Here is an 899-nt window from a genome sequence, read left to right on the forward strand (position 1 = left end):
GGCGTACGGGAGGAGTTGAGCAGCGAGGGCGTGACCGACCTCGTGGTAGGCGGTGACCTTGCGGTCGGCTTCCCGGACCACCAGGCTGCGCCGTTCGGGGCCCATCAGCACCCGGTCTCGGGCTTCCTCCACATCCCGCCCCACGATCCGGGTGCGTCCGGCCCGCGCCGCCAGCAAGGCCGCCTCGTTCAGCAGGTTTTCCAGTTCCGCGCCCACCATGCCAGCGGTGCGCCGGGCGATCACTCCCAGGTCCACCGAGGGGTCCAGCGGCTTTTTGCGGGCGTGGATGCGCAGGATCATCTCGCGGCCCCGCACGTCGGGGGCATCGACCACCACCTGCCGGTCGAAGCGTCCCGGGCGCAGCAGCGCGGCGTCGAGCACATCCGGGCGGTTGGTGGCCGCCAGGATGATCACCTCCTGCCCCGAGGCGAAGCCGTCCATTTCCACCAGCAATTGGTTGAGGGTCTGTTCGCGTTCGTCGTTGCCACCCTGGACATTCAACCCGCGTTTGCGGCCCACCGCGTCGATCTCGTCGATAAAGACGATGCAGGGGGCGTGTTTGCGGGCCTGCTCGAACAGGTCGCGCACCCGGGCGGCGCCCACACCCACGAACATCTCAACGAAGTCTGAGCCGGAGAGGGAGAAGTACGGGACCCGGGCCTCACCGGCGACGGCCTTGGCGAGCAGGGTCTTGCCGGAGCCGGGGGGGCCGACGAGCAGCAGGCCGTGGGGAATGCGGGCGCCGAGCTGGTGGTAGCGCTCGGGGTGGCGCAGAAAGTCGACCACTTCCTGCAGGTCCTGCTTGGCCTCGTCGCAGCCCGCCACGTCGGTGAAGTTCAGCTTTACCTGCCCCTCGCTGATCACCGCCGCCTTCGACTTCCCAAACTGACTCGTCGTGT

1 protein-coding gene is annotated in these 899 nt (G+C 68.6%); it reads right to left on the minus strand.

The window, feature by feature from the left end; genetic code table 11:
* Window positions 1-899, minus strand: an 899-nt coding sequence (locus IEY49_RS21220) for an ATP-dependent metallopeptidase FtsH/Yme1/Tma family protein (protein WP_189012390.1), incomplete at both ends; no start/stop codon positions are given.

Origin of the sequence: Deinococcus malanensis (assembly GCF_014647655.1) — a bacterium.
GTDB classification, from domain to species: Bacteria; Deinococcota; Deinococci; order Deinococcales; family Deinococcaceae; genus Deinococcus; species Deinococcus malanensis.